The 23,325-nt window shown below is 63.3% G+C and carries 24 protein-coding genes; 11 read left to right on the top strand and 13 right to left on the bottom strand.

The features are described from left to right. The first annotated feature begins 147 nt into the window (after nt 1-147). The 5 genes from HEP69_RS06120 to HEP69_RS06140 all read left to right on the top strand — a co-directional run bounded on the left by HEP69_RS06120 (nt 148) and on the right by HEP69_RS06140 (nt 4,995). Nucleotides 148-612, top strand: a complete 465-nt coding sequence (locus HEP69_RS06120; RefSeq protein WP_290557679.1) for a peroxiredoxin — start codon at nt 148-150, stop codon at nt 610-612. Beyond that, entirely contained in the window at nt 613-1,431 is an 819-nt protein-coding gene (locus HEP69_RS06125; RefSeq protein WP_290557680.1) for a ferritin-like domain-containing protein, read from the top strand. It begins immediately after the preceding gene. A 229-nt stretch (nt 1,432-1,660) separates the two neighbouring features. Next, nucleotides 1,661-2,986: a M23 family metallopeptidase gene (locus tag HEP69_RS06130; RefSeq protein ID WP_290557681.1), complete on the top strand. Its 1,326-nt coding sequence runs from the start codon at nt 1,661-1,663 to the stop codon at nt 2,984-2,986. Next, complete coding sequence (locus HEP69_RS06135) at nt 2,976-3,494, top strand: polymer-forming cytoskeletal protein (protein WP_290557682.1); 519 nt, start codon at nt 2,976-2,978, stop codon at nt 3,492-3,494. The genes HEP69_RS06130 and HEP69_RS06135 overlap by 11 nt, the downstream gene beginning before the upstream one ends. 10 nt (nt 3,495-3,504) lie before the next feature. Then, nucleotides 3,505-4,995: an MFS transporter gene (locus HEP69_RS06140; protein WP_290557683.1), complete on the top strand. Its 1,491-nt coding sequence runs from the start codon at nt 3,505-3,507 to the stop codon at nt 4,993-4,995. A gap of 315 nt (nt 4,996-5,310) precedes the next feature. On the opposite strand, the gene HEP69_RS06145 is transcribed toward HEP69_RS06140, so the two are convergent. The 3 genes from HEP69_RS06145 to HEP69_RS06155 all read right to left on the bottom strand — a co-directional run bounded on the left by HEP69_RS06145 (nt 5,311) and on the right by HEP69_RS06155 (nt 7,754). After that, nucleotides 5,311-6,249: a DUF3179 domain-containing protein gene (locus HEP69_RS06145; RefSeq protein WP_290557684.1), complete on the bottom strand. Its 939-nt coding sequence runs from the start codon at nt 6,247-6,249 to the stop codon at nt 5,311-5,313. Nucleotides 6,250-6,706: 457 nt separating this feature from the next. Further along, nucleotides 6,707-7,255 carry a peptidylprolyl isomerase gene (locus HEP69_RS06150; RefSeq protein ID WP_290557685.1) on the bottom strand — a complete coding sequence of 183 codons (549 nt, stop codon included), beginning with the start codon at nt 7,253-7,255 and terminating at the stop codon, nt 6,707-6,709. Beyond that, a complete protein-coding gene (locus HEP69_RS06155; protein ID WP_290557686.1) occupies nt 7,248-7,754 on the bottom strand; it encodes a peptidylprolyl isomerase in 507 nt (168 codons plus the stop codon). The genes HEP69_RS06150 and HEP69_RS06155 overlap by 8 nt, the downstream gene beginning before the upstream one ends. 126 nt (nt 7,755-7,880) lie before the next feature. Between HEP69_RS06155 and HEP69_RS06160 the strand changes: the two genes are divergently transcribed. The 6 genes from HEP69_RS06160 (at nt 7,881) to HEP69_RS06185 (ending at nt 14,309) form a co-directional block, all read left to right on the top strand. Beyond that, on the top strand, nt 7,881-9,071 hold the full coding sequence (locus HEP69_RS06160; RefSeq protein ID WP_290557687.1) for a phosphoglycerate kinase: 1,191 nt from the start codon (nt 7,881-7,883) through the stop codon (nt 9,069-9,071). A gap of 66 nt (nt 9,072-9,137) precedes the next feature. Beyond that, nucleotides 9,138-9,914: an SDR family oxidoreductase gene (locus HEP69_RS06165; protein WP_290557688.1), complete on the top strand. Its 777-nt coding sequence runs from the start codon at nt 9,138-9,140 to the stop codon at nt 9,912-9,914. Between the two features lie 224 nt (nt 9,915-10,138). Next, entirely contained in the window at nt 10,139-10,438 is a 300-nt protein-coding gene (locus HEP69_RS06170) for a septum formation initiator family protein (RefSeq protein WP_290557689.1), read from the top strand. Nucleotides 10,439-10,625: 187 nt separating this feature from the next. After that, on the top strand, nt 10,626-11,627 hold the full coding sequence (pdhA, locus tag HEP69_RS06175; protein WP_290557690.1) for a pyruvate dehydrogenase (acetyl-transferring) E1 component subunit alpha: 1,002 nt from the start codon (nt 10,626-10,628) through the stop codon (nt 11,625-11,627). A gap of 14 nt (nt 11,628-11,641) precedes the next feature. Beyond that, entirely contained in the window at nt 11,642-12,997 is a 1,356-nt protein-coding gene (locus HEP69_RS06180; RefSeq protein WP_290557691.1) for a pyruvate dehydrogenase complex E1 component subunit beta, read from the top strand. Between the two features lie 10 nt (nt 12,998-13,007). Further along, a complete protein-coding gene (locus tag HEP69_RS06185) occupies nt 13,008-14,309 on the top strand; it encodes a pyruvate dehydrogenase complex dihydrolipoamide acetyltransferase (RefSeq protein WP_290557692.1) in 1,302 nt (433 codons plus the stop codon). A 119-nt stretch (nt 14,310-14,428) separates the two neighbouring features. Here the strand turns inward: HEP69_RS06185 and cysE are convergent, their stop codons facing one another. The 10 genes from cysE to HEP69_RS06235 all read right to left on the bottom strand — a co-directional run bounded on the left by cysE (nt 14,429) and on the right by HEP69_RS06235 (nt 23,320). Further along, nucleotides 14,429-15,238 carry a serine O-acetyltransferase gene (gene cysE, locus HEP69_RS06190; protein WP_290557693.1) on the bottom strand — a complete coding sequence of 270 codons (810 nt, stop codon included), beginning with the start codon at nt 15,236-15,238 and terminating at the stop codon, nt 14,429-14,431. A 294-nt stretch (nt 15,239-15,532) separates the two neighbouring features. After that, on the bottom strand, nt 15,533-15,829 hold the full coding sequence (locus tag HEP69_RS06195) for a hypothetical protein (RefSeq protein WP_290557694.1): 297 nt from the start codon (nt 15,827-15,829) through the stop codon (nt 15,533-15,535). After that, a complete protein-coding gene (locus HEP69_RS06200) occupies nt 15,829-19,758 on the bottom strand; it encodes a glycoside hydrolase/phage tail family protein (protein ID WP_290557695.1) in 3,930 nt (1,309 codons plus the stop codon). The genes HEP69_RS06195 and HEP69_RS06200 overlap by 1 nt, the downstream gene beginning before the upstream one ends. Next, complete coding sequence (locus HEP69_RS06205; protein WP_290557696.1) at nt 19,755-20,198, bottom strand: peptidase; 444 nt, start codon at nt 20,196-20,198, stop codon at nt 19,755-19,757. Before HEP69_RS06205 ends, HEP69_RS06200 begins: the two co-directional genes overlap by 4 nt. Beyond that, a complete protein-coding gene (locus HEP69_RS06210; protein ID WP_290557697.1) occupies nt 20,195-21,082 on the bottom strand; it encodes a DUF2163 domain-containing protein in 888 nt (295 codons plus the stop codon). The genes HEP69_RS06205 and HEP69_RS06210 overlap by 4 nt, the downstream gene beginning before the upstream one ends. After that, nucleotides 21,082-21,714: a DUF2460 domain-containing protein gene (locus HEP69_RS06215; protein WP_290557698.1), complete on the bottom strand. Its 633-nt coding sequence runs from the start codon at nt 21,712-21,714 to the stop codon at nt 21,082-21,084. Before HEP69_RS06215 ends, HEP69_RS06210 begins: the two co-directional genes overlap by 1 nt. 15 nt (nt 21,715-21,729) lie before the next feature. Then, the gene (locus tag HEP69_RS06220; RefSeq protein ID WP_290557699.1) at nt 21,730-22,386 is read right to left on the bottom strand and encodes a phage tail tape measure protein; all 657 of its coding nucleotides are present in this window, start codon (nt 22,384-22,386) and stop codon (nt 21,730-21,732) included. Then, the gene (locus HEP69_RS06225) at nt 22,379-22,582 is read right to left on the bottom strand and encodes a rcc01693 family protein (protein ID WP_290557700.1); all 204 of its coding nucleotides are present in this window, start codon (nt 22,580-22,582) and stop codon (nt 22,379-22,381) included. The genes HEP69_RS06220 and HEP69_RS06225 overlap by 8 nt, the downstream gene beginning before the upstream one ends. Continuing rightward, nucleotides 22,579-22,902, bottom strand: a complete 324-nt coding sequence (locus HEP69_RS06230) for a gene transfer agent family protein (RefSeq protein ID WP_290557701.1) — start codon at nt 22,900-22,902, stop codon at nt 22,579-22,581. Before HEP69_RS06230 ends, HEP69_RS06225 begins: the two co-directional genes overlap by 4 nt. Nucleotides 22,903-22,906: 4 nt before the next feature. Continuing rightward, on the bottom strand, nt 22,907-23,320 hold the full coding sequence (locus HEP69_RS06235; protein WP_290557702.1) for a phage major tail protein, TP901-1 family: 414 nt from the start codon (nt 23,318-23,320) through the stop codon (nt 22,907-22,909). Between the last annotated feature and the right edge of the window lie 5 nt (nt 23,321-23,325).

Raw genomic sequence — 23,325 nt, forward strand, 5'->3', positions numbered from 1 at the left:
AAAGGTAGGTCGGTCGGATCGGGTCACTGCGGTGCCATCGGTCTGGGCCAGTTTTGTGGCGGCGTCTGCCTTTATTGTTGCGGGCCTTGTCCTAATATGAAACTCACAAACCCTTTAAGAAGTCCAGAATTAGCGAGGATCCGCCTGATGCCCGAAGTCAACGACATGGCCCCCGACTTTACCCTGCCGCGCGATGGCGGTGCAGAGGTCAGTTTGTCCCAATTGCGCGGCAAGACCGTGGTGCTGTTCTTTTATCCGCGGGACGATACATCGGGCTGTACCAAGGAATCCATCGGGTTTTCCGAAGCGCAGGACGATTTCGCCGCCGCCGGTGCGGTGATCTATGGCATCTCCAAGGACAGTGTCGCAAGCCACGACAAATTCGTCAAAAAACGCGCGCTCACCGTACCGCTTCTGTCGGATGAGACTGGAACCATGTGCGAGGATTACGGTGTCTGGGTCGAGAAAAAGATGTATGGCAAGACCTATATGGGGATCGAACGCAGCACATTCGTGATCGACGCCGAGGGCAAGATCGCCCATGTCTGGCGCAAGGTCAAAGTGCCCGGTCATGTCGAGGCGGTACTGGATGCCGTGAAAGGCATGGGCTGAATGCAATCGCTGGCCGCCCGCGCTGTCGAGGTTCTGACCACGCCCGACGGGCGGGCCAAGACGGCCCTCTCCCGGTCGCAGGCCGCAGCCTGGAAGGCGTCCCGCAACGGCGACGGGCCGGACATCCCGGTAGGCACCGCGCAGCCGCCGCTGCACCCGTCGCGCCCTGCCAAGCCGGAGCTCCTCTCGCCCCGCGACGTGCCCCGGCGCAAGCCGGGAACGGAGGCCGGGCGCATAGCGCTTTTGCATGCGGTCGCCCATATCGAGCTGAATGCCGTCGACCTGCATTGGGACCTGATTGCGCGGTTTTCGCACGTTCCGATGCCGATGGGGTTCTTTGACGATTGGGTTAAGGCGGCGGATGAGGAATCCAAGCATTTCAACCTGATGTGCGACTGCCTCGAACAACTGGGCAGCTTTTACGGCGCCCTGCCCGCCCATGCGGGCATGTGGCGTGCGGCCGAGGATACGGCCGAGGATTTCATGGGCCGTCTGGCGGTCGTGCCGATGGTCCTGGAGGCGCGCGGGCTCGACGTCACGCCGGGCATGATCGAAGTGTTTCGCCGGGCCAAGGCCCAGAGCGCTGTCGCGGCGCTCGAGACGATCTACGCCGAAGAAGTGCATCACGTGGCCTATGGCTCGAAATGGTTCCATTTCCTCTGCGGACGCGAGAACAAGGATCCAACGGTCGTTTTCCACGAACTGGTGCGGCGTTATTTTCATGGCGGGCTCAAACCGCCCTTCAACGAGGAAAAGCGGGCCGAGGCGGGCATTCCACCCGATTTTTATTGGCCATTGGTTGAAGCGCCTGCGCAGTAATCTGACTGTGCCTGTGTTTTGGGCTGGCGTGAATCGCACGAACTCCGGCGGTCAACCTACCGGGAGTCGGCGATTTTTTGCCAATTATGGCACTGATGCGCCGATCTCGCCACAGAATGGGACAACATCCTTGCCCAAATGCACCGCTCTGGATATGCATCCCGGGACGTAAACCAGTGCCCTTGCTCACAGGGCTGCGTCGTCATTGCGATGGGACAAGGAAGGGCGCGTGCGAACACGTCTGGCAATAAAAGCACATAATCTGGTCGAGCGGTATTTTCCTGAACGCCGGGTTTTTATGAAATCCGACACCGAGATGCGGTTCATCCGCCTGCGGCCCGAAACGCAACTTCTGGCGTTTGTCGGCAGTTCGCTGGTGGTGGCCTGGGCCATTATCGCGACGGCCATTCTGCTGATGGATTCCATCGGCGCTGGAAATTTCCGCGAGCAGGCCAAGCGCGACCAACGGCTCTATCAGGAGCGTTTGAACGTGCTGGCCAGCGAGCGCGACATGCGCGTCGAGGAAGCGCTGGCCGCGCAAGAGCGGTTCAACGCGGCGCTGGATCAGATATCGGTGATGCAGTCGCAGCTTCTGGCATCCGAGACGCGGAGGCGCGAGCTGGAGACCGGCATCGACGTGATCCAGGCGACATTGCGCGACACGATGCAAGACCGCGAGAGCGCGCGCGACCAGATCGCGGCCCTCAAAGAGGCCAATGCAGAAACCGCCGCCGCCGATGGTGGGGTCACCATCTCGGCCCCGGTGGATTTCCTGGCGACCGCGCTGGCCGAAACCGCGCAGGAGCGCGATCAGATCTATGCCGATGCTCAGGAAGCGCTGGACCGGGCGGAGGAGATGGAGTTCGAGATCGCGATGATGCGCGACCGCAATGACGAAATCTTCCGCCAGCTCGAAGAAGCCATGGCCGTCTCGGTCGAGCCGCTCGACAAGATGTTCCGCTCGGCCGGCATGCCGACGGACCGGATCATCGAACAGGTCCGGCGCGGATACTCGGGGCAAGGCGGTCCCCTGACCCCTTTGTCCTTTTCGACAAGCGGTGAAGAGCCTTCGGCCGACGAGCTGCGCGCGAACCGCCTGCTTGAGCAGATGGACAAGCTGAACCTCTATCGCATCGCGGCCGAACGCGCGCCCTTTGCAATGCCTGTGAAAAGCGCATTCCGGTACACGTCGGGCTACGGCTATCGGCGCGACCCCAAGACCGGCGGTCGCCGGATGCATAACGGCACCGACTTTGCGGCGGCCCCCGGCACCAATATCTATGCCACTGCCGATGGGGTCATCATTCATGCCGGCTGGCAATCGGGCTTTGGCCGGATGGTCAAGATTCAGCACGACTTTGGCATCGAAACCCTCTACGCCCACAACTCGAACATTCGCGTGAGAAAAGGCCAAAGGGTCTCGCGCGGGGATCACATAGCTGATATGGGTAGTACCGGCCGGTCGACCGGCACCCATCTCCATTACGAAGTGCGTGTCGGCGGCAACCCCGTTAACCCCATGATCTATATCAAGGCTGCAAACGATGTTTTCTAAAAGCAAAATCAACGAACCCGGGCCCAAGACGGCGGACACGGCCAGTGCGGCAGCACCCAAGCCGACGCCTTCGGTCCCCCCAGCGGCTGCCGATGCAAAGCCGGTCACGCCGAAAGCCAAACCTCCCGCATCGACCTTGTCGTCGGATTTGCACATCACCGGTAACATGAAGACCACTGGAGACATCCAGGTCGAGGGCACGGTCGAAGGCGACATCCGCGCACATCTGCTGACCATCGGCGAAAGTGCGACCATCAAAGGCGAAGTCACCGCCGATGATGTGGTCATCAACGGACGTATCGTTGGCCGTGTGCGGGGTCTGAAGGTGCGTCTGACCTCCACCGCGCGTGTCGAGGGCGACATCATCCACAAGACCATCGCCATTGAAAGCGGCGCCCATTTCGAGGGCTCTGTGCAGCGGCAAGACGACCCTTTGAACCCGGGCCGCGGGAGCAAGCCGGAAACGGCGAATCCGGCCGCGGCCAAGAAACCGGACACGGCTTCGTAAGCAGACGGGGATGAGCGATACCGGACAGGCGTCGTCAGCTGGGTCTGCGGCGCCTGTTTCCGTTCCGGGCTTTTGCGCGCCGCAAGGCCGGAAATTCGTTCTGTTCGCGGCCATTCTGGCCTCGGCGCTGGGGTTCATCGACGGCACCGTGGTCGCCATCGCGATGCCCGCGATCCGCGAGACGCTGGGCGCGACGCTGGCCCAGGCGCAATGGGTCCACAATGCCTATCTGCTGACATTGTCGGCGCTGATCCTGGTGGGGGGTGCCGCGGGAGACCGGTTCGGCCTGGCCCGCGTCTTTACCTGGGGGATCGGCGCCTTCGTTGTCGCCTCGATGCTGTGCGCCGTGGCCCCGAACGCGGAATTCCTGATTGTCATGCGCGCGCTTCAGGGGATCGGCGCCGCGATCATGGTGCCGGGGTCCATGGCGATCATCGCGCGCGCCTATCCCAAAGCCGAGCGTGGCCGCGCCATCGGCATCTGGGCCGCAGCCTCGGCCCTGACCACTGCGCTCGGCCCGATTATCGGAGGGTTAGCGCTCAGCCTGGGCGGCCCCGAGATGTGGCGCTGGATCTTTGCGGTGAACCTGCCCCTGGGGGCCTTGGCGATTTACCTGCTGCGCACCCGGGTTCAGGCAGACCCCAATCAGCCCGGCAGCCCGATTGACTATCCCGGCGCGCTGAGTGCGACGATCGCCTTGCTGGCGCTGGCCTGGGGGCTCACAAGCCTCCAACATGGGCAAGGCGCATCCGTCACCCTGTGGATCGGAGCCGGTCTGGGCTTGCTGGTGGTGTTCCTGATCGTCGAGGCGCGCAGCGATCACGCGATGATGCCGCTGACGCTCTTTGCCTCGCGCAACTTCACGGTGGTCAACCTGCTGTGCTTCGTTCTGTACGGTGCGCTCAACATCGTGCTCTTTTTCCTGCCGATGACGATGATCGCCGGTTGGGGAATTGACGCGTTTCAGACCTCGGCGGCTTTCGCGCCCTTGTCGGTGTTCATCGCTCTGCTCTCTGCCCGTATAGGACAGCTTGCCGTCACCTGGGGACCCGCACCGCTGCTGTCGGGCGGATCGGCCCTGGCGGGGCTTGGATATGCAGCCATGGCGCTGGTCGCCCCGTACCAGATGTTCTGGGACGGGATCGTGCCCGCGATGTGCCTGGTGGGTCTGGGCATGGCAATGGTGGTTGCCCCGCTGTCGACAACGGTGATGGCCGCGGTCGCGGACAACCAGGCCGGTATCGCCTCGGGCGTGAACAACGCGATCACCCGGCTCGCGGGTCTGATCTGGGTCGCTGCGGTGGGCGGGCTTGTGGCGGGCGTCTATGCCGCGGCGGGCGGGACCGACAGCTTTGGCGTGACCTCGCAGACACCCGGTCACGCAGGCGCGATGACAGCCGGGTTTCAGGCGCTGGCCTGGTTTGCCGCGGCACTCTGTGCGCTCAGTGCAGGCCTGGCCCTTCTGACCCGGCGCAACCCGGTCGCACCTCCGGACGCTTGATCGCGCGATGCCGAGGACCGGGCGATCAAGCCGCACTGAGTGGATAGTCCTCCGACATCGAACAAGGCCAACGGGTCACCGGCTCGTTTTCGACCCGTCGGGATCCGGTCAGACCCAGGATGCGTCGCTGGCGTGCCGCCGCCACCGTCGGGGAGGATCGTCCATCGCTGCACCGGACCTTGTCCCAAGGCACCGGACAAGTGTCTCCCGATCCTATAGCTTTTCGAGTTTAACTTGAGGCATCTAACATCACTTTTGGCATTCGACCGAAGCGAGAGGCAGCGACCAAGGGGGGCAGGTTTTACTCGAAATGCATTAATCCCCCAGCATCCAGATCCCCTCGGGCCAGAACGCGTGAAACGCAAAGGCAAACATCACATCATGCGCGACATCCCGCCCCGCAGCATCGCGCACCCGGATCGAGCCCACATCGCGCCCCTTGGCAATGATGCCATGATCGAGCGCCGAGGCCTGCCCGGGCGTCCAGGACATCCGCACCCCGGCCTCCGAAATCTCGGCCTCTTGCGCAAAACGGGTCAGCGGCCAGGCGCGGTCGCCGACACGAACCACGCGCATCAGCGGCGGCACCCCATGTGGTGGCGGGTCACCGGAGTAGAGAAACGGCCGCGCCGCCCGGTCATACCCCTGATAGGGGGTGCTTCCATAGGGCCTGCGCATCGCGGGCTCTGCCATGACCAGCCCGTCGGGATGACGGCTCGTGAACGCCCCCCAGCTTTCTATCCAGGTGGGCAGAACGTCCAGCTCCGTACCGGTCAAGGCACCGACAATCGCCTCGCCCACCGCCTGTTGCCACCAGCTCTCGGTCTGACGGTCGAACATCACCATATCGGAGTGGCGCAGTTTACCGCTCACCCCAAACCGCAATACCCCCACCGGGGTGCGCCTGTCGAAGGTGATGAACGAATTGCACAATGGGCAATAGGTGACGGCGATGGGAATGCCGCCCACGGTGTCATTCACAATCTCATGCCAGATCAGAAAGCGGACCGGATAGGCACGCGGAGCCGCACCGTCGATTTCCACCGTGACCACAGGCTCACGCGCGTCCAGCATGACCGTGGCCGCCGGAACGAATGACGGATCATCCAATGCCGGAATTCCGTCCCGGCCGGGTCCGCCATCGCGGATCTCATCCCAGCTCTCCACTGATGTCGTGCCAAAATCGGTCTTGGGCCACTGATACCCCCACCGCTCCGGATTGGCCTGCCCCGCCCCCGGAGACCCCAGTGCCATCAAACATACCGCGAGACCAATCCCCCATCGCGTCATATCATCCTCCCCCTATCCGTGCTGGCAAGGATGCCGCAAAACCTGCACCCCGCACAGCCCACCCAACGCGCTTGTGACGAAAGCGGCACATCACCGGAGCAAACGGCCTCGGTCCTTCTTCTTGCTGAAAATACGATCGGGGAGCGCGAGGGGCTGGCCCCTCTCCAAACTACACATTCCCGACCAAAAAAAAACCGCCACCACCCGCCAGGCGAAAGTCGGTCACGAACCAAAACGGCGGGGGCCACCGCCTCTCGCCGCGGGTCGCCGCCCACCCGGGCGGCGAAACCTCTCAAAGATCGACAGCCCCCAAAGACCAGGGGCGTCACCGATATGCCCCTATTCAGGGCGTCACCGACATGCCCCTATTTAGGGCGTCACCGACATGCCCCTATTCAGGGCGTCACCGACATGCCCCTATTTAGGGCGTCACCGACACCACACTCATCCGATCCGGCTGCCCCATAACGGATCCGTTCCGGCCTTCCCCGCGTTTGATGGCATCGACAATCTCCATGCCCTCGGTCACGCGGCCCACAACCGTATATTGCCCGTTCAGGAAATAGCCCTCATCGAACATGATGAAGAACTGGCTGTTGGCGCTGTCGGGCGATTGCGACCGTGCCATGCCGACCACGCCGCGATCGAAGGGGATGTCGGAAAATTCCGCGGCCAGATCGGGGCTATCGGATCCCCCGCGCCCGGCCATGCGCATATCACCGCCCATCTTGCCAAACTCCACATCCCCCGTTTGCGCCATGAACCCGTCAATCACCCTGTGAAACACCACATCGTCATAGGCCCCCTCTGCCGCAAGATCGGTGATCCGCGCCACATGGCGCGGCGCCACCTCCTCGAACAGATCAATCGTGACGGTGCCGTTGGCCCCGTCCCCCGCAATCTCGATTTCAATGCCCGCCGCCGCCGCGGGGCCGGCCAAAAGCGCAAATGCAAATGCCAGCTTACGCATCTGCGGCCACCTTGACGCTGATCATCCGATCGGGCTCGGCGGGCGGCTCGCCCCGGGTGATCGCATCCACATGCTCCATACCCTCGATCACGCGGCCATAGACGGTGTATTGCCGATTGAGGAAATGATTGTCCGAAAAGTTGATGAAGAATTGCGAATTGGCGCTGTCGGGATTGGCGGACCGCGCCGCGCCCAGCGTGCCGCGATCATGCGGGATGCCCGAGAACTCGGCCGGAAGATCGGGCAGATCCGATCCGCCGGTACCCGCCAGACGCAGATTGAAATCGGTTTCCATATTGCCGTTCTTCACATCACCTGTCTGCGCCATGAACCCGTCGATCACCCGGTGAAAGGCCACGTTGTCATAGTGACCGGCCCGGGCCAGCTCTTTCATCCGTTCTGCGTGTTTTGGTGCGATATCGGGCAAAAGCTCAATCGTGACGGTGCCTGCCGACAGTTCCATCAGAATGGTGTTTTCGGGGTCTTTGATCTCGGCCATGGGGCCCTCCTTTGAAAATCTTGCGACGATAGGTAAGACCCTGCCGCGCAATTGCCAAGCCAAGCATTGACGCGCGGCACGATTCAGTCGACATGGGCACCGTCACGAAAACGGGGGATGGCAACGATGGGCTGGAACACGCTGGACGATATGGAGCTGACCGGCAAGAGGGTGCTGGTGCGCGTCGATCTGAACGTGCCGATGGATGGCGAGACCGTCAGCGATGACACCCGCATCCAGCGCCTGGTGCCCACAATCCGCGATATTCTGGGCGCAGGCGGCCTGCCGATCCTTCTGTCCCATTTCGGACGCCCCAAAGGCAAACATGTCCCCGAGATGTCGCTGCGCCCGCTGCTGCCCGCGATCGAGGCCGCCTTTGGCGTGCCCGTCAGCTTTGCCGCCGACTGCCGCGGACCCTCGGCCGAAGCGGCGGTGGCCGCTCTGGAGCCTGGCACGGTCCTGATGTTGGAGAACACCCGGTTCTATGCCGGTGAGGAACAAAACGACCCCGCGCTTGCAGCCGCTCTTGCCGATCTGGGGGATGTGTTCTGCAACGATGCGTTTTCCTGCGCGCACCGCGCCCATGCCTCGACCACCGGGGTGGCGCATCTGCTGCCGTCCTGCGCGGGCCGCCTGATGCAGGCCGAGCTTGTCGCGCTCGAGGCCGCATTGGGCAACCCGGACCGCCCGTTGATCGCTGTGGTCGGCGGCGCCAAAGTCTCCACCAAGCTCGATCTGCTGTCCAACCTGGTTGAAAAGGTCGATCATCTGGTGATTGGCGGAGGCATGGCAAACACCTTTCTGGCGGCCCAGGGGCTGGGCATCGGCACTTCGCTGGCCGAACATGATATGACCGATACCGCATCGGATATTCTCAGCAAGGCCGACAAGACAGGCTGCGAGATCATCCTGCCCAGCGATGTGGTCGTGGCGCGCGCGTTCCGCGAGAACGCCGCGCACCAGACGCTGCCTGTAAGCGCCTGTCCCACCGACGCGATGATCCTGGATGCAGGCCCGCAGAGCGTGGCGCGCATCGGCCAGGTGATGGAGCGCGCGCGCACACTGATCTGGAATGGCCCCCTCGGCGCGTTCGAGATCGCGCCTTTTGGCACTGCCACCTTCGCCGCCGCGCGCAAGGCCGCGGCGTTGACCAAGGCCGGCCAACTGGTGACAGTTGCCGGCGGCGGCGATACGGTGGCGGCCCTCAACCAGGCGGGGGCGGCGCATGATTTCACCTATATTTCCACCGCCGGCGGCGCGTTTCTGGAATGGATGGAGGGCAAAACCCTCCCCGGTGTCGCAGCGCTCGAGACCTGACCCTGTCAAAGACCCGCGCCTGCCCCATATACTGCACATCTGAACCGACCCAACCGGAGGGATGATATGCAGACCTGGACCCTGATCACCGGCGCCTCGACCGGGCTGGGGGTAGAGTTCGCCCGCCTCGCCGCCCGCGATGGCCATAATCTCATCCTCACAGCCCGCTCGAAAGACAAGCTGGATGCGCTGGCCCGGGATCTGGCCTCCGACGGGCGGGACATCGTGGTCATCCCTGCGGATCTGAGCAGACAGGATGAGGTGGAACGGCTCTGGGCCGAGGCCAGCACGGATCGCCGTATCGATGTGCTGGTCAACAACGCGGGTCTGGGCAGCCATGGCGATTTCGCCAGCGGCCAGACCTGGGCGCGCGAGATGCAGTCGATGACCGTGAACATGACCGCGCTGGCCTATCTGATGAAACAGGCCATCCCCCAGATGGAGGCCATCGGCAAAGGGCGCATCCTGAACGTGGCCTCCGTCGCGGGCTTTACCCCGGGCCCCAACATGGCCGTCTATCACGCCACCAAGGCATTTGTCGTGTCGCTCTCCGAAGCCGTCGCCGAAGAGCTGCGCGGATCCCCTGTCACCGTCACCGCGCTTTGCCCCGGGCCCACACAGACCGCGTTCTTCGAGGCCGCCGATATGGGTGGCGTGCGCCTTCTGGAGCTGGGCAAACCAATGTCCGCGCGCAAGGTGGCCGAAGCGGGCTGGCTTGCCGCGCGGATCGGCAAACGGATCGTTGTGCCCGGCGCCCTGAACAAGGTCCTGGCCTTCCTGCCACGGATCACCCCGCGACAGCTCACCACCATCATCGCCCGCAAGGTCATGGGCAAGCGCTGACTATTCACAAGCAGCGCACAACCTTCCAGGCCTCGCGGCAGGTCCAGACCTCCGCCCGGGAGCGGATCTGCCCCCTAATGGCGGTTGACAGCCACGGCGCCCGCCTGACGATCCCGGCAGCACCCCCCTTTGTCGATGCAAAACAAGGGCTTCCTTTCGCGAATCACCTGTGCGATACTCTACCTCAGCGGTTCGGAAAGAGACCGCGACAGAGGCAGACAGCAGTGACACGTTCCTCCAGACCCGGCTTTGGCACAGCGATCTATTTCTTCGCGGCCTTCGCACTGAGCATCTATTTCACCTTTGCCGCCGTACAGGGCGATTTCGGGCTGTTCCGTCGCGCTGAAATCGCGGCCGAAACCCGCGACACCGCCCAGGATCTGGAGCGGCTGCGGATGGAGGTCGCGCGGATGGAGAACCTCACGCTGCGCCTGTCGGATACCTATCTCGACCTCGATCTTCTGGACGAACAGGCCCGTTCGGTCCTCGGCCTGTTGCGCGCCGATGAAATCGTCATTCGCTGACCTGTTGCTTCTTCTGGCTCTAAATATTCCCGGAGCGCGAGGCAGAGCCTCGCACTGACACGGGTCCGTGCACGGGTGCCGGACCTTGTTCGCACGCCGCGTCACAATAACTCTCGCATCGCCGCGAAATTTCGATTATTGGGTAGTTTAACGCTAAACTATTCCGCCAGAGAGGGAGCCCCGAACGATGGCCGCGCGCAAAACGACCAAAACCCCCAACGTCTCGGCGGAGGAGCTCAAGACCCACTACCGCGACATGCTGCTGATCCGCCGGTTCGAGGAAAAGGCAGGCCAGCTTTATGGCATGGGCCTGATCGGTGGCTTCTGCCATCTCTATATCGGGCAGGAAGCCGTCGTTGTCGGACTTGAAGCCGCGGCCGAAGAGGGCGACAAGCGCGTCACATCCTATCGCGATCATGGCCATATGCTGGCCTGCGGGATGGACGCAAACGGGGTCATGGCCGAGCTGACGGGCCGCGAGGGCGGCTATTCCAAGGGCAAGGGCGGCTCCATGCACATGTTCTCCAAGGAGAAGCATTTCTATGGCGGGCATGGCATCGTCGGGGCCCAGGTGCCCATCGGCGCGGGCCTCGCCTTTGCCGACAAATACCTCGAAAACGGCCGCGTAACATTCGCCTATTTCGGCGATGGCGCGGCCAATCAGGGTCAGATCTATGAGACCTTCAACATGGCCGCGCTCTGGGATTTGCCGGTGGTTTTCGTGATCGAGAACAACCAATACGCCATGGGCACCGCGCAAAAGCGTTCCACATCGACGCCGGAACTGTTTACCCGCGGAGAGGCGTTTGGCATTCCGGGCGAAGCCGTTGACGGCATGAATGTGCTCTCGGTCAAAGAGGCCGGCGAAAAGGCGGTTGCCCACTGCCGCTCCGGCAAGGGCCCCTACATCCTTGAGGTCAAGACCTATCGCTATCGCGGCCATTCGATGTCGGATCCGGCCAAATACCGGACCCGCGAAGAGGTGCAGAAAATGCGCGAAGAACGCGACCCGATCGAACAGGTGCGCGACATGCTTTTGACCGGCAAACACGCCAGCGAAGACGATCTGAAAACCATCGACAAAGAGATCAAGGACATCGTCAACGCCTCGGCCGAGTTTGCCAAGGAAAGCCCGGAACCGGCGCTCGACGAGCTTTGGACAGACATCTACGCAGACGCGACTGAATAAGAGGACGACGCATAATGGCAACCGAAATTCTGATGCCCGCCCTCAGCCCCACGATGGAAGAAGGCACATTGGCCAAATGGCTGGTCAAGGAAGGCGACACCGTCTCGTCGGGCGATATCATGGCCGAGATCGAGACCGACAAGGCCACGATGGAGTTCGAGGCCGTCGATGAAGGTGTCATCGGCAAGATCCTGATCCCCGAGGGCACCGAAGGGGTCAAGGTCAACACAGCCATCGCCATTCTGGTCGAAGACGGCGAAGAGGTCGGCGCAACCCCGGCATCCGCGCCCGCAGCCGAAGCACCCGCGGTCCCTGAGCCTGCCCCGGCGACCGCTGCCCCCGCCGCCCCTGTGGCCGACACCTCCCCCGATTGGCCAGACGGGACAGCGATGAAACAGCAAACCGTGCGCGAGGCGCTGCGCGATGCGATGGCCGAAGAGATGCGCGCCGATCCCACCGTCTATCTGATGGGCGAGGAAGTGGGCGAATACCAGGGCGCCTACAAGGTCTCCCAAGGCCTGCTGGATGAGTTCGGCGCCAAGCGCGTGATCGACACGCCGATCACCGAACACGGCTTTACCGGGATCGCGGTCGGCGCGGCCTTCGGCGGCCTGCGCCCGATTGTCGAATTCATGACCTTCAACTTTGCCATGCAGGCGATCGACCAGATCATCAATTCGGCGGCCAAGACGCTCTATATGTCAGGCGGTCAGATGGGCGCGCCGATGGTGTTCCGGGGTCCGAACGGGGCCGCGGCCCGCGTCGGCGCCCAGCACTCGCAGGATTTTACCGCCTGGTACTCGCATGTGCCGGGCCTCAAGGTGGCGATGCCCTATTCGGCCTCCGACGCCAAGGGCCTCCTGAAGACCGCCATTCGCGATCCCAACCCGGTGATCTTTCTGGAAAACGAGATCCTCTACGGCCGGTCCTTCGACGTGCCCGAGATCGACGATTACACCGTCCCCTTCGGCAAGGCGCGGATCTGGCGCGAGGGCACGGATGTCACCCTCGTCAGTTTCGGCATCGGCATGACCTACGCGCTGGAGGCCGCCGACCGGCTGGCCGAGGACGGCATCAGCGCCGAAGTTCTCGATCTGCGCACGATCCGGCCCATGGACACCGCCGCGATCCTCAAATCGGTGATGAAAACCAATCGCTGCGTCACGGTCGAGGAAGGCTGGCCGCAGAACGCGGTTGGCAACTACATCACCTCGGTGATCATGCAGGAGGCGTTCGATTATCTCGACGCGCCTGTGATCAACCTCACCGGTAAGGACGTGCCGATGCCCTATGCCGCGAACCTCGAAAAACTGGCGCTGGTGACCACCGACGAGGTGATCGAAGCCGTCAAAAAAGTGACCTACCGGTAAGGAGCGGACCATGCCCACAGAAATCCTCATGCCTGCGCTCTCGCCCACGATGGAGGAAGGCACGCTCGCCAAATGGCTGGTCAAGGAGGGCGATACCGTCACCTCCGGTGATCTTCTGGCCGAGATCGAGACCGACAAGGCCACGATGGAGTTCGAGGCCGTCGATGAAGGTGTCATCGGAAAGATCCTGGTCGCCGAAGGCGCCGAAGGGGTCAAGGTCAACAGCCCCATCGCCGTGCTGCTCGAAGAGGGCGAAAGCGCGGATGACATCGGAGCGACCGCCGTCCCAAGTCCAGAGCCCGCCTCCGAAGAAGGCTCCCAAACGCCCGCAGCCGCGCCGCCGCCTCCAACCGCGGCACCCGCTGCACCGGCCAAGGATGGCACCCGCATCTTCGCCTCGCCGCTGGCCCGCCGGATTGCCGCCGACAAAGGCCTCGACCTGTCGCAGATCACAGGCTCCGGACCGCATGGGCGGATCGTGAAGGCAGATGTCGAAACCGCCTCGATCCAGCCCGTCGCCGCACCTCCGGCAGCCGCCCAGGCGCCAGGCGCACCCGCTGTGTCCGCCGCGATGCCGACAGGTCCCGCGACCGACCAGGTCCTCAAGATGTATGAGGGCCGCGCCTTTGAAGAGGTTCCACTCGATGGCATGCGCAGGACCGTGGCCGCACGCCTGACCGAGGCCAAGCAAACCATTCCGCATTTCTACTTGCGCCGGGACATCCGACTGGATGCGCTGCTGAAATTCCGTGGCGATCTCAACGCCCAGCTGGACGGGCGTGGGGTCAAGCTGTCGGTCAATGATTTCATCATCAAGGCCTGCGCCCTGGCGCTGCAACAGGTGCCCGCGGCCAACGCGGTCTGGGCGGGCGACCGCATGCTGCGCCTGACCCCGTCGGATGTGGCCGTCGCCGTAGCCATCGAGGGTGGCCTCTTTACCCCGGTTCTGAAAGACGCAGAGATGAAATCCCTCTCCGCCCTCTCGGCGGAAATGAAAGACCTCGCCACCCGCGCCCGCGACCGCAAGCTCGCCCCGCATGAATATATGGGCGGCAGCTTTGCGATCTCCAATCTGGGTATGTTCGGCATCGACAATTTCGACGCGGTGATCAACCCGCCCCATGGCGCGATCCTGGCCGTGGGCGCGGGCGTCAAAAAGCCCGTGGTCGGCGCGGATGGCGAATTGGCGGTGGCCACCGTGATGTCGGTCACGCTCAGTGTCGACCACAGGGTCATCGACGGGGCGCTGGGGGCCGAGCTGCTCCAGGCCATCGTCGACAATCTGGAGAACCCGATGGTGATGCTGGCCTGACCCTGCCTTCTTCTCTTTGAAAATACCGGCGGGGGGTTGGGGGCAGCGCCCCCAAGGATCTGCCAGAAACAACAAAAGCCGGGCAACCGCCCGGCTTTTCCCGTTCAATCAGATCCGGCTCAGCCGTCCTTGCCCAACATATGGTTCATGGAAATCGCGGGCTGATCGCAGCCAGCCTCGCCCACGATCTTGGCTGGAATTCCCGCCACGGTCTTGCAGGCAGGCACATCCGCCAGAACAACCGACCCGGCCGCTATGCGCGAGCAATGGCCAACCCGGATATTGCCCAGCACCTTGGCTCCTGCCCCGATCAGGACACCGTCCTCGATCTTGGGATGGCGATCTTCCTCTTCCTTGCCGGTCCCGCCCAGCGTCACGGAATGCAGCATGGAAACATTGTCGCCCACCACTGCCGTTTCACCGATCACGATGGAATGGGCGTGGTCGATCATGATGCCCTTGCCGATCCGGGCCGCCGGGTGAATGTCGATCCCAAAGATCTCCGAGATCCGCATCTGAAAGAAATACGCCAGATCTTGCTTGCCCTGCTGCCACAGATAGTGGCCGATACGATAGGCCTGCATCGCCTGGTATCCCTTGAAATAGAGGATCGGCTGCAAGAGCCGGTGACAGGCCGGATCCCGTTCGAACACCGCGACCAGATCGGCACGCGCGGCCTCGATCAGTTCGGGCGCGTCCGCATAGGCGTCATCGGCGATCTCGCGCAGGATCACCATCGACATCTCGTTCGATGCCAGCTTGGCCGCCACGCGATAGCTCAGCGCCTTTTCGATGGATTTGTGATGCAGGATACAGGCGTGAACCAACCCACCCATCAACGGCTCGTCCGCGACAGCCTGCCGGGCCTCTGAGGTGATACGGTCCCAAACCGGGTCCATTGCTGCGATATTCGGGTGTGCTTCGGCCATGGCGGTCATCCTTTTCTCGCCTCAGGCTATTCACATAAGTCAAAAATGACCAAACGCAAACCTGTGATCGGGTCGATCACGCACATGAATGCCCCCCATCCGGTCCCAGGGCACTCCGGCATGCCCTACGGTTTGGCCGAGAAAGCGGGGAGCCCATCACCTGGGACAAGGACCCGATATGCACCCCCCGTGACCGACCGTTTCTCGGGCGGCCCTCAGGGATAAAGGCGCGTTCGGCTCAGGGCAGGAACGCCGCGATGTCGCGCGCGGATGCAAGCCCGCATCCGCGCCACTTCAGGTCCGCCGCTGACTGAGGGCCTGTTGCATCAGACACCCCAGCACCAGCCGCATCGCCGCGCAGTAGTCGGGGTTCTCAAACCCAGGCTCGGCGGCCAGGGGATGGCAGCGCGCGACCTCCATCAGCGATCCGGTCCCCCAAAGCGGATGAGGCCGCCCGGTTTCGCGCCGGTGCGCCTCGGCGGTTTGCGCCTGTCGGATCATCCGCAGGCAGAGCCCCGATTGCGCGCCCGTCTCGACCCGCATCAGAGCACGGGCCGCCGCACATACATCGCCATAGTGAATGCGGCGCATCAGAGTGCAAAGGTGCAGGTCGCAGGCACGCCGGGGCCGAATCGGGCCGAGATCTGCGCAACCTCGAAACGTATCAAACCTGATGCGCCATCCGCAGTCTGAGCTGCGGCCTGATAACGCCATTGCGGCACGCTCACCTCTTCCTCCCGCAACACTCCGGCATCGTCAAAGATCCGCACGACATAGGCCTCGCGCTCTTCTCCCAGAGGGACCTCCGGCAGATCCCAGCTGTCTCCGTCGATCCGGGTGCGTCGAATCCAACTCAGCTCAATCGCGCCATCGGGGCGGGGGACGGCGCGCAAATGCACCGGCGACAGGGGTCTCAGCCCGATGCCGTCAAACGCCTCCACGCGCTCGACATAAGACGGATCGTCCAAGGGCCGTTGCGCGGGCCCGATACGATAGTGTCGCGCAATCCTGCGCTGCGTCGGGCTCAGATCGATCTGTTCCGGCGCTCCGTTCAACAACACGAACCATGACCCCTCCGGCCAGATCTCCGGCAACGCGGCATCGCTGCCCAACTGACCGCGCAGACGGCGGCTGAGCCAATAGGTGTTGGGCCCGACAAGTCGGGCATCGCGGAACTGAAAGAGCTCCCAATTGCCCGGGGTCCCATCGCCGATCGCGGCCAGATTGGCACCGTTGAGAACCGCCGCTTCGGGTCGGTTTTCAAGCGTGCCAGAAATCAGCTCGACCTCCAGTGGCGCCCCATCATCCCAAAGCCCTGCACACGCAGCCGCAAGCGGGGTCTGTGTCACACCGATCACGGACCGCGCAGTGAGAACCTGTGTCAACCAGTAGTCGGCATCCAGATCCGAACTGTAAAGCGCAACACTGCCGGGCCAGGGCTTGGCCGTGACCGCCAGATGCGGAGCATGCGGCACCTCGTCTCCGGTGATCAGAGGAAGATCGAGGAACAGAGGCTGCACCGGTACCGGCGCAACAAAGGGGCGCAAACCGGCAAGGCCGTCAGCCTGCTCTGCGGGCTCGTAAACGCCCGGCTCCACCCGCACCGCTTCGAGGATCTGCTCGGTCCCCTGATCGACGCGGTCGATCCGATAAAGCTCGGACGTGGCGCCATCCTCACTGGGCAGGGAGACGACATCGCCCGCGCCCAGATCCATCCGCGAGGGCGGCAGCGCAAACCGGGCGCTGTCGCGCGCCACGCGTGCCTCGCTCAGCCAGCGGTCCACAACCTGGCGCGCCTCCCCGCGTGTCAAAGACAGGGTCAACTCGGTGGCCGAAACCGCATGTGTGGCCTGATCGGGCAGGACCGACTCTTCGGATTGCAGCACATGATCGCCTTCGGATTCGATGAACTGCAAGCGCACACGTCCGGCAAGCTCGGCCTCGGTCTCACGCGCGCGTTCAATCCCGCCAGGGATCTCGTCGTTCACGACCACCATCTGAGGGTCAATCGGCTGTGCGTCCAACCCGTCCCGCATCGCAAAGATCAGGGTGCCGTTGCGCTCCACCGCATCGAACCCATAGCTCAGCATCAGTGGCTGAAGCGCGCTGCGCGCATCCCCGACATAATCCAGGCTGTAGCCGCGCACCACGCCGCGTAACCCCTCGACGTCATAGGTTGTCAGCCCCGCGCGCGCGCACACTTCCGACACGACCGACGCCAGCGTCCGAGCCGAACAGCGCCCATTGATCCAGTGCCCGCGCAGGTAATTCAGCCCGTCACTCCAGACCGCGAGATTATTGGGGAAGAACGGAAACGGCCGCGTATCCCACGCCCAGACATAGGCGTTCGACATATCCAGCATGCGCCCCTCATAAAGGTCAGCCTCGGGGTTTTTGGCAGGATCGTTCCAATATTCGAACATCGCGCGCAGATATTGCGCCTGAATGAAATCGTCGCGCCGCCCGTCTGAAAACCGCGGCAAGGCACTTTCCGAAGACTTGGGATCGACGAACTTGTTGGGTTGGTTGGTGCCCTTGTCAACGGCGCCACAGCCCAGTTCGGTAAACCAGATCGGTTTGCTGCGCGGCTTCCAATCGGTGGGCTCTGCGGCGCGCACGCCTCCGGTCCGCTCGTAATGCGCGCTTTGCCACCAGTTCCGCATATCCTTATAGCGCCAGATCCATGGCTCCCCCTCCTCCGCGTCGGTGATATCGGTGCGGATTTGCGCCGCGCGCGCCTCGGACGAATGGTAGTACCAGTCATAGCCCTCGCCGCCTTCGATATTGCCCTTGAGGTAATCAAGATCATAGATCGACGCCCAGTCGGCGGCATCCAGGTGATCCTGCCCGTCGCGCCAGTCCGACAGCGGCATGTAATTGTCGATGCCCACGAAATCGATGGCGTCATCGGCCCAAAGCGGATCAAGGTGAAAGTATCTGTCGCCCGACCCGTCCTGCGGCTGATAGCCGAAATATTCCGACCAATCCGCCGCATACCCGATCTGTGTCTCCGGCAGCAACATGCGCACCTCTGCCGCGAGATCGCGCAGATGTTGTACCGCAACAAAGGTATTGCCCGTGCCCCGGATCCAGGTGAGGCCCCGCATTTCACTGCCGATACAGAAGCTGTCGATACCCCCCGCCGCCGCGCACAGCGCGGCATAGTGCAGGATGAACCGGCGAAACCCCCAATCCTCGGGCGCACCGCCATAAGTAACGACGCCGTCGCCGACGGTGAAATCGGCTGCGGTCGCCGTGCCAAAGAACGTATCCACCTCTGCGTTTGCCTGCGCCGTCCCGTCGGGCGAGCCGGGTCGCCCCGGAGCCTCGCTCAGGGTGATGCGGCCCCGCCAGGGAAGCACCGGCTGATCGGGCGCATCGCTATAGGGATCGGGCAATCCGTTCCCATCAAGCTGGTCCATCAGAATGAACGGATAAAACAGGACACGTTGGCCTTCCGCACGCATGTACCGGATCGCTTCGACCACGGATGCGTCGGCAGGTGTGCCGCCATAGATCGGACGCCCGTCCTGCCGCGCGATCACATCCGCTCCGGACCGCGCTAGGCCCGAGACCGACCAGGGCATGCCCGATCCTTCGTCCTCCGCGCTTTCGACCTTGGGGGTCAGCGTGCACGCATCGCACCGCAGATCGTCGCCAAACCAGCAGACCACCAATGAGGCGGCGGAACAATTGGGCAGCTCATCGCGCAAATGGCCAAAGGACGTCTCAAAATCCGTGAGGCCCGAAGGGCTGTTTACATTCGCCGCTTTCTGCGCCCCCGGTCCGGTGGAGTAATAGACTGGCGTGGTGGCCAGCGCGTATTCACCGGATCCAGGCACCAGTGCGACGGCCTCTACGCCATGCGGCATCGATCCCGGTGCAGCCGCGGTGCCGCGCTGCTCGGGGCGGGTCACTTCAAACGAAAACTGGGGAACCCGGTTGCCGAAGGGCTCCAATGGCAGGTTTTCCATCACCACATAAGCGGTGCCGCGATAGGCCGGCACCTGCCCCGCCCCTTCGACCGCTTCCATCACAGGATCGGGCACCTGATCCATGGTGCCTGAGTAGATCGACATATTGAGGTCTTTGGGCGCCAGTTCCTGCCCATCCGCCCACACCCGACCGACGCTGGTGATCTCTCCCTCACAAATCGCGACGGCGAGGCTCACGGTATAGCTGTAGGTGGTTGTCTTGGGTTGTGCAGGCCCGCCCTTGCCGCCACCTGAGGTCGTCGCGGTTTCGGCAAAATCCGACGCCCAGATCACCTGCCCGCCCAACCGCACCCGGCCAAAGCCCTGTGCCACCGCGCCCCCTTCGCTGGCGCCGGTAAGCCGGAAGCGATCCACGCGGCCTGTTTCGACGCTTTGTGATCCGCGCCCCAAAAGCTGCTGGTCGATCAGTTTGCCGACCGTCGCACCAACTGCACGACCCACCGCGACCGAGGACAGCCCCAGAACTGTACCACCGATCGAGCCACCGATTGCGGCCCCTGCCGCTGACAATACGACTGTGCTCATGACTGCCTCTCCGTTGGAAATTCAAACCGTGCCACAATGCGGCGCCGCCAGGGGGCGCTAAGCAGGCTTTCAACCACCCCGCGCCCGGCGTACGCGTGGATGAACGCCGCCTGCGCCCCAACGGTCGAGACAATGCCAAGATGCTTGGCCACCGCGCCCGCGCGCATCCGAAACAGGATCACATCTCCTGGCAGCTCAGCCTGAAGGGGTTTGCCCACCAAATGGCGCAATGCCGCCTGCCACAACCGCTCTTGGCCCTGCGGCTCGGACCAGTCCATGGAATAGGCCGGGACAGCCTCGGGCTCATGCCCGTAAAGGCCGCGCCACACCCCCCGGATCAGGCCCAGACAATCTGTGCCCGCACCGACGGTAGAGGCCTGATGGTGATAGGGTGTGCCCAACCAAAAACGCGCCTCAGTTACGATATCGTCACGCTTCATCTGCGGCTGCCCCCGGTATTGGGATTGCCCGAGCGCGGATAGGCCACCATCCAATCCTCACCGGGGATATCCGGAAAGCCCTGGAAGTTCAGAAGGTTATTGAACTTGAGACGACAGGTTTCCGACCGCTTGTCGCATCCCGCCTCAAGCCGGACCAGATCGCCCGCAGCGATCGGCGCGCGCAACGGGGTCCACAGCGCGATCTCGCGCCGCCCTGCCTGCGCACGGTCCTGTTTGATCGCGGCCCAGAGGCCGGTCGCCGCACCGCTCAGCACGCTCAGCCGCCCACGCGCAAACCAGTCGGGCGCAAAGCCATCCAGCGCAGCCCAGGCCAAACGCCCCTGATCGACCACATCCTCGACCGCCAACTCGACCGCATATCCCGGATCGTTCAGATCGAACCGGCAGGTCACATCGCCCAGAACAGCCGTACACGGTTTTTGATAGATCCGGCCCTGCGGCGCATTCAACCCTTCGGTCAGCCCCCGAAGTTCGGCCTGAAACGCGCCCCCCGCGCGCCGCAACTCACCAATCGAGCCGCGAAACTGAAGCAGGCGTTGCTCAGGTGCGGCCCAGTTGACCAGCCAGCACCGCACATCCGCGCCGTCAAAGCGGCCCGCCTCGATATCGGCTTCGGTGATAGAGGCGTCGCTGATCGCGCCCAGCGCTTCGGTATTGTCCACCGAGAGGCCGGTCGACTGTTGCAAGGCATAGGCCGTGAGCCCCGTATCGGGCTTGAAATCGACCCCCTCGAACTGCAATGGCAGATCGTGATCGGTGAACCCAAACGCGACGCCATCGCGGCGCGCTATGGCCCAGCAGCGGCAGAGCGTTGTCTCGCCCCCCGCCATATGCGCCTTCAACTCAACTGAAATCCGGGTCATCACACACGCACCTCGACCACCGGCACATTGGGTACGTCACCTGCCTGAAAACTGGCCACGCTTGTCTGGATCCGGTCCGTGTCAAACCGCACCGGCACGTCGAACTCAAACCCGGCGGTCACAGACATGTCCTGATCGGGGGGGCGCGCAAAGGCGATCAGACCTGTGGTCTCGTCGACAGTGTAATCGACCGCTTCCTGCATCTCGTCCTCTTCGATGCCGACCCGCACCGTGCCCGAGACCGGTTTGGAAATCGGGCGGGCATAGCTGAACGCGCCCGACCGATAGGTCTTGACCAGCGGAAAGACGGTCTGCACCCCGTTGCCCAGGGCGATGACCTGATCCTGATAGGTGACCTCTTCCTTGGCGCGGCCGGATTTGAAGTCGGACCAGTCCTTCCAGCGAAATCCGTACATCTGCCCACGCCGCGCTTCGAAGAACGCAATCAGCGTTTCGACATCGTCGAGCGAGCGCATGCCCAGCCCCGCGTCATACCGCCTGCGCGAATGCGCCCAGGGCGTATTGCGCTCTTCAAACCCGTTGGCCAGCGTCACCACATCGGTGCGCCGCTCTGGCCCGCCAATCGAGCCAAAGCTCAACGAGGCGGGAAACCGGACATCATGGAAGTTCATCGCCTTCTCCTTCGATCAACGATTGCGGTTGCCGCGGCCAAGCGCCCGGCCCATCTGCGCCGCAATCTGCCCCTGGCTGCGCTGAAAACCCTGCACATCGGGCGTGCTCACCTGGATGACGACATGGGTCGTACCCCCCGATCCACGCACGCCCAGCTTGCCATCGGGGCCGCGCGCCAGGGGCATGATCGCCTCCGGCCCCGCCTCGCCCATCAGACCGGTGCCACCACGCATCGGAAACATCGTCGGACCGTTCACGATCCCGCCCGAGGCGAAGGGCATCACCCGGCCCTGGGCAAATGAGCCGCCATCGGCAAAGGGCAATAGCCCTTGCATCAGGTTCGATACACCGCCCGCAATCAGACCACCAAAATGGTCGGTCACCGGCTTCATCGCCGAGGAATAGACCGTGTTGATCATCGAGTGAGCCAGCGTGTCGAGCGCGTCGGATAGCTTGTCACCGTCAAAGACCACACCGTCGAACGCCTTGCGCAAACCGCGTGACAGCCCCCGCTCCAGCGTGGCCGCATCCTTGCCCGTGGCGGCAAAGCTCTCGCGGATACGCCGCAATTCGCCGTTGAAACCGGCCGCCATCTGGGATGCGACGTTCAGGCTGTCGCCCAGCCCGTTGGATGCCAGTTCAAGGTTCTCAATACCTTCGCCTTCACTCATCCCCTGTCTCCTTTCGGTGATCGGGAAACGCCGCTTCCAGCGTCTCCAACCCGGCCCGTGTCATCGGCGCGCGGCCTCCGCCATGGCCCAGCATCATCGCCAGCTCCGCCGGTGTCAGCGCCCAGAACCGCTCGGGCTCCAGCCGAAGCCCCTGCATCCCGGCGCGCATCAGGCCAGGCCAATCAAACCCGCTCATGCGTTCTCTCCGGGCACAATGAATGCGCGCGCCAAAAGCTCGGCACCCGCCCGCGCGGCAGCCATCGGCCCACCCGCGATATCGGCTTGGCCCAGCTCTTGGATGCTGATCACCGCGCCGCCGCCCAGCAGCCCGGCATGCACCAGCGCCAACACATCCGCCGAGGAAAACGCACCGCCCTCGAACCGCTCCACCAGCGCCACCAGCGAACCTGCTTCAACCCGCGCCTCAAGAGCGGCCAGCGCCCCCAGCGTCAGCTTGAGGACATGCGGCTCCCCGTTGATGGTCAGCGCCACCTCTCCCCTCCACGGATTGGTCATCGGCTCAGATCGCGGTGAAGGTCAGCGCACCGGCACTGGCCAGCGAGATTTCATAGGTCGCCTCACCATTATGCGCGCCGGAATACTCTATCGCGGTGACTTGAAAGGCGCCCTCCACAATGCCGAAATCGGGAATGATCACCTGAAACTCCGGCGTCTCCCCATCGAAGAACAGTTGCCGTGTCCGCTCATCGGTGCCCTGATCCTTGAACACGCCCGAGCCGGAGATCGCCGCAGATTTGACGCCTGCCCCGCTCAGCAATTCCCGCCAGCCGCCCTGGCTTTCCAGGCTGGTGACATCCACCGCCTCGGCGTTGAAGCTGACCCGCGTGGCGCGCAGCCCCGCGATTGTTTCGAACTGACCGCCACCGGTCATGTCCACCTTGACCAAAAGATCCTTGCCAGATTGGGCAACCATGTCTC

This window comes from Aestuariivita sp. (assembly GCF_021404545.1).
In the GTDB taxonomy this organism is placed as follows: Bacteria; Pseudomonadota; Alphaproteobacteria; order Rhodobacterales; family Rhodobacteraceae; genus Aestuariivita.